Consider the following 1307-nt stretch of genomic DNA (forward strand, 5'->3'; position numbering starts at 1 on the left):
GCCGACGAAGGCCAGCCAGAGGGTGTACCCGATGAAGCCGGTCTCCGCCAGCACGAGCACCAGTGAATTGTGTGCAGTGAGATAGTTGTAGTCGGTGAAATTGCCCACACCGACGCCAAGCAGAGGGTGGGACAGGAACATATGCAGCCCGGCATACCATGCATCGATTCGACCCAATGCCGACGAGCCGCTGGCTGCGAGATCCTGAAACCGCGTCTTGATCATCCGCATGGCGATAAGTCCTGCGCCACCAAAGACCAGCGCCGTCAGCTTGCCGCGCGTCAACCACAGATAAACGGTAAGCACGACCGCAACCGCCAGCATGGTGCCGCGGGAGTCCGTCAGATAAATGCCATAGAGGATCAGGCCGGCAGCGGCGAGCCAGAACAGTCGCCTGAGCAGACCGCCGCCACCGCTGAGATAGAACGCCATGGGCAAGACGGTGACAAACAGCAGCCCGAGGTCGTTGGGATCGTCGAAGATGCCAACGTAGGTGATGCGCCCTTCATGATCCAGAGTCCTGCCAGTCCAGCCCACGCCGTAGTGGGCCTGGTCAATGCCATGCAGGGCGAGGACCGTCGTGCAAAGCGTGAACACGGCGAAGGTCACCTTTACGCGCCCTCGACTGACAGACGCAGCGGCCGCGAGAACCACGAAGGCGATGACCGCAGGGCCGAATTGGCGGAGCTGCTCGAGCGCCCCGCCAAACCAGCCGGTGGCAACCTCGGAGGCCATCATCGCCAGCAAGAACAATGGCAGAAGCACGAACTGCGGCGCATCGAAAGTCTTGGCGCGAGATCCCATCCAACTCAGGAACGCGGCAAGCTGCACGACGATCAGCATGGGCACATTGGCCAGTGACGCCATGTAGCCCTGCGGCCGAATGATGGTCAGAGCCACGTACAGCAGAATCAGAGGAAACATGCTTAAGTGCGCCCTGACGCCGATGCGGCGGCAATGGTCGGGTAACTCATCAATCCAGGGAACGTCAGCATGGACGCGAACCAGCCCAGCCCCATCTCGCGTTCGACAGGCAGGCGACGCAAGGCATACTTGTTCTCGAGAGGGTTGCGATTGACGCCGCTGATGTAGGCGCACGCGAGCAAATAGCCCGCAGCCGCCGTGGCCGCGATGACGCGCTCGTCGAACGCCCGCTCGCTACCTACCGGGTAGGCCATCAGGTTCGCTTCAACGCCGAGTTCCTTTTCCAGTGCAGCTTTCGACTCGGTCAATTCACCCTGCAGTTCGTGCTGTGACAGCTTCGACAGCATGCGGTGACTGACGCCGTGAGACCCGATTTCGAAGCC

2 protein-coding genes are annotated in these 1307 nt (G+C 61.3%); both read right to left on the minus strand.

The annotated features are described in order from the left end of the window. On the minus strand, positions 1-924 hold a 924-nt coding region (locus AC2VLV_RS04970), incomplete at its 3' end, for an O-antigen ligase family protein (protein WP_486988922.1). A 2-nt stretch (positions 925-926) separates the two neighbouring features. Next, positions 927-1307 (minus strand): polysaccharide deacetylase family protein (locus AC2VLV_RS04975; protein WP_486988923.1); only part of this gene is annotated, 381 nt, incomplete at its 5' end.

The organism is Thiomonas sp. TH-17 (assembly GCF_057473305.1).